Origin of the sequence: Saccharopolyspora sp. 7B (genome assembly GCF_020177435.1) — a bacterium.
Lineage (GTDB): Bacteria > Actinomycetota > Actinomycetes > Mycobacteriales > Pseudonocardiaceae > Saccharopolyspora_C > Saccharopolyspora_C gregorii.
Window position 1 is genome coordinate 1 of the sequence record NZ_JAIUKC010000260.1, and the last position, 4,002, is coordinate 4,002.

The 4,002-nt window shown below is 71.0% G+C and carries 4 protein-coding genes and 1 pseudogene; 3 read left to right on the plus strand and 2 right to left on the minus strand.

Features of this window, described 5'->3' with window-relative positions:
* Nucleotides 1–1,003 precede the first annotated feature (1,003 nt).
* A complete protein-coding gene (locus tag LCD33_RS28310) occupies nucleotides 1,004–1,381 on the plus strand; it encodes a hypothetical protein (RefSeq protein ID WP_224968961.1) in 378 nt (125 codons plus the stop codon).
* 283 nt (nucleotides 1,382–1,664) lie between these two features.
* Nucleotides 1,665–1,913 (plus strand): GNAT family N-acetyltransferase, encoded by a 249-nt coding sequence (locus LCD33_RS29715; RefSeq protein ID WP_224963182.1) that lies wholly within the window; start codon nucleotides 1,665–1,667, stop codon nucleotides 1,911–1,913.
* A gap of 426 nt (nucleotides 1,914–2,339) precedes the next feature.
* On the opposite strand, the gene LCD33_RS28320 is transcribed toward LCD33_RS29715, so the two are convergent.
* Both LCD33_RS28320 and LCD33_RS28325 read right to left on the minus strand, forming a co-directional pair.
* Complete coding sequence (locus LCD33_RS28320) at nucleotides 2,340–2,585, minus strand: hypothetical protein (RefSeq protein ID WP_224963179.1); 246 nt, start codon at nucleotides 2,583–2,585, stop codon at nucleotides 2,340–2,342.
* Nucleotides 2,586–2,898: 313 nt separating this feature from the next.
* On the minus strand, nucleotides 2,899–3,615 hold the full coding sequence (locus LCD33_RS28325; RefSeq protein ID WP_224978484.1) for a 3-keto-5-aminohexanoate cleavage protein: 717 nt from the start codon (nucleotides 3,613–3,615) through the stop codon (nucleotides 2,899–2,901).
* A gap of 112 nt (nucleotides 3,616–3,727) precedes the next feature.
* Between LCD33_RS28325 and LCD33_RS28330 the strand changes: the two are divergent.
* Nucleotides 3,728–4,002 (plus strand): annotated as a pseudogene (locus tag LCD33_RS28330) (hypothetical protein); the annotation flags it as partial.

Below are 4,002 nucleotides of genomic sequence, written 5' to 3' on the forward strand. Positions count from 1 at the left end.
TTCAACATCATCACCGGGCCTTGCCCGATACTGAGCGGTCTGGTGGGCTGGGAGTTTTGTATATGAGACTGGGAGGGGTATGGCGGAGTCCGTCGGCGAGGGGGCCGCGAGGATCGGCTGGGCGCGCGGTGGGGAGCGGTGTCCGGTGCGGAGCGTTCGAGGTGTCGCGGTAGCGGAGTCGTGGCGGCGCGATCTCGAAGTCGATCAACGTGGTTGTTTGGTGGATAACGTTGATTATCCATCAAATAGAGAAGGGGGCGGGGGCCCGGCCACGGGGGACCCCGGCCGCTCCCGCGCGGCGGCGATGTCGGTGTGCTCGCCGGTTCGGCGCCCGTCGTGCGGGATGTTCGCGGCCGCCGCCGTCGGGTCCGCCGATCCGGTCCGAGGTCCGACGGCTCGGCCTCGTGGAGCTTGATCATCCGAGGGTTTTGTGGATCTTGTTCGCGCGGCGGGTCATGCGGTCGCCTGGTCCCGCGCGGCCCGCAGCCACCCCGCAAAACGTCACTGTGACGTTTTGCGGCGGACGGACGGGCTCTTCGGGATGTACCTCGGGGATGGTTCGTGCCGTGGCGGCGAGCCGGCGGTCCGCCGCGCAGCCGGGACGCCGCCGCCAGCTGCCGCCGGGCGCCTCGCCGAACCGACGAACGGCACCGCGCCGTCGAGCCACCGCGACACCCGTCGGCGAACGCAGGCCCGACGCGCGCCCGCATCGCACGCCCGGCCACCGACCCCTCCCGGCTCGGATGCTCCGAGGTCACCGGAGTGCCGATAATCTACATTATGTCAAGTAACGGAGATCCGGCCTCCTCCGACCGCTCCCCGCAGCCGCACGAACGCTCCGCACACCACCGAGCCAAGCCAGCACCCCGCCCGCACGGCACCCCACACCACCGCCAGCACCGGCATCCATCGACTCGGCCTCGGCGTCGGGACGAGCCGGCCGGCCACGTCGCACCCGCCGATCACCGCACCACCTGTCGGTCCCCACCGGTAGGCAGTCCCCATGCCGATGACGTTGACCGGGATCGAACACGCGTTCCGCTGTTCCTGGGGGGCCGACACCTGCGCCCCCGAAGACCTCTCCGAGTGGTCACCGCGAAACCCCGCGCGCGGCCAGTGCGGGGTGACCGCGCTGGTGCTGCAGGACTTCCTCGGCGGTGAGCTGCTGCGCGGCGAAGTCCTCGTCGCCGGCGCGCGGGTCGACTTCCACTGGTGGAACCTGCTCGGTTCGGTGGAGGTGGATCTGACCCGGGAGCAGTTCGCCCCCGAGGAGGTCGTCGGGCCGGGTGAGGTGGTCGTGCGCGGCCCGCTGCGGCGGATGCAGGCGGAGTACGAGCTGCTGCGCGAGCGCGTGCGGGCGCACCTCTCCCCTGCCTGCTGAGCGCTACCGCCCGCGCAGCGCCGAGCCGCGACTGCGGGTGCAGCCCCGAGCTGCACCTCGTCCTCGTCGGGGCGGTTGAGGTCGCCTCGTTCACTTTCAGCAGCAGTGTCTGTGCATCGGTCCGGGAGGCGTAGCCGACCCCGGTGGCAAAGTAGGCGATCACGACGGTGATCGCTCTCGACCACGTTCCGCGCAGAACAGGAGTTCCGTTGCGCTACTGCCACCGTCTGGCCACTCGTGAGGGCCTGGCCGCGATCGTCGACATCTAGATGTCGCCGTATATCTGCACCCCGAGCACCGTGGCCGAGGACAAGGCACCTATCTGCTGGGCGAAGCGGTCGCGCATGCTCCGAAATTGGGAGTGCGAACCCTGGCCACGACCATCTTCGCCAGCAACACGGCCAGCCTCCGACTCTTCCGATCGCATGGCTTCCACGAGTGGGGACGACTGCCGGGCGTTGCTGATCTGGGCGGCGGCGTGATTCATGACGTGGTCGTCGTCGGACGGTCGGTAGGTGACGCCGAAGGCTGAACGCCCTTCGCGCGGACTCGTGTGAACGTCACCGTGCAGTCGCATCCGGCGACCTCATCGACGCCGAGCCGATGATCGCGTGGCCAGCGGCGTTCGGCCCCGAAATCGTGCCGTCGGGTTCGGGGCGGGTGCGGCAGAACTACCCGTTGGATGTGGTGGCGACGTTGCGGGGCGGGTTGGCGCGGGAGTTGGTGCCGGTCCGGCGAGTCGGGTGCGGCGGCCTCGGAGGGTTCGTTGCCGGGATTGCGCGGGGTTGGCGGGCTGAACGCGCTGCCGGTGATCGGTGTGGTCGGGCAGACGAGCGTGGCGTGGTCGGGTCAGCTCCCGCACTGCGGTGGCCTCGACGAACTCCTGGACGTAGGTGGACGGGAACGGTCCTCGGGCGGCTTGTGCTGCGACACGCCCGCGAAGCCGGTGCGGGTGGTCTCAGCCGCCGCCACCGTCACCATTGCGGGCGTCACCGCGGCCCTCGCCGTCGAGGTCGCCGCAGACGTCGCCTCCGTCGAATCCGCGGCCGTGCACGGAGGTGCTGTGCGTGGAGGGGTGGGCGCCGCCGGACCCGATGAACGGGGCCGCGGTGTAGCCGTCACCGCGAGGAGCCCGGCGGCGTCGAGCGAGCAGGCTGACCACCACCGCGAGCATGAGCACGAAGAGCGCCACTGCTGAGATCACGACGATCAACCCCCATCGTCTCGGGCTCGGTGCCGCCCGCGGGAGCCCGTTTCCGTTCCAGTCCGAGCGGGCGTTTTCGGACGCTATCAGGTCGACGGCACCGCTGAGCCGAAAACAGGCGGGTGGCCGGCCTGTCCTTCGGCCGGTCATCCGCCCCTGGCATCGGATCGCCGCTCACATCCGCCGGTCGCCGATCCTGTTCAACCAAGCGTCGATCATGCGTCCGCTACACCCCGGTTCGGCGGCGCGGGCGCCCACTGCTGCCTCAAGGAGCGGGGTGCCGTTCCCCTGCCGCTGGTGCGGGTGCGTGGTGTCAGCGGCGGTTGAGGATGCGGGTGGCGGTGGTGACGAGTGCGGCGTTGTCGGGGGCGATGTCGCCGTCGGGGAGTTGGAGGGTGTCTTCGAGGCCGATGCGTGTGTCGAGGCCGCGGTGGGCGGCGAGGGTGAGCACGGGCCAGGCGCCTGCGCCGGAGCCGTGCAGCAGGACGGGGCTGCGGGCGGGTCCGATGTGGTCGAGGAGGGTGTCGGCGGTGGTGGCGGCGCCGCGGGTGGTGGGGTCGGTGACTTCGGCGAGGACGCGCAGGACTCGGTCGCGGGTGGGTGCGGTGCGGAACCGGTCGGGTCCGTCGGTGCCGGAGTGCAGGCCTGCTTCGACGGCGATGCCGCGGTCGAGGAGGGCGGTGGCGATGTCGTCGGCGCCGTCTTCGTGCCAGTTGACCGAGGCGTGGTCGGGCAGCACGGTCCAGGAGCGGATGGCGGTGATGCGGTCGCGGGGGTCGGGTGCGGTCCAGGCTCCGGTGGTGACGCCGATGGGGGTTCCGGGGGCGGCGGCGCGGACGGCGAGCAGGGTGGCGGCGAGGATGTGCGGGTCGAGGCTGTCGGTGCCGTCGGGGTGTTTGGGGTGCAGGTGGAGTTCGGTGGCTCCGGCCGCGGTGCAGGCGGCTGCGGCGGTGGCGAGCTGTTCGGGGTGCACGGGCAGGTGGTGGTGCTCGCGCGGGGTGCGGGCGCCGTTGAGGCAGGCCTGGAGCATGTGCCTGATTGTGGCGGTTTCCGGGGGTGCGGGGTATTCGGTGCGCTGGGTCGTTGCCGTGCCGGTGGCGTGTCGTGATCATCGGTGGGGTGGTTAGCGTGGTGGTGTGGTGATGTTGGGTGCTCGGGAGCGGTTGGCGATCGATCGCCGGTTGGCGGGGTGGGACGTGGATTCGGCTCGGGGGCCGTGGACGCGGTGGTTGTTGGAGTCGGTGCGGGATCGGCCTGGGGTGCGGGCGGCGGAGTTGGCCGCGGAGGTGGGGCGTCCGGTGTCGCGGGTGAAGACGCAGGCGTGGTGGTTGGCGGATTTGGGGTTGGTGGAGCGGTCGGGGCAGTCGTACCGGTTGTCGGAGCGGGGTGCGGAGTACGTGGCGGGGCGGGGTAAATG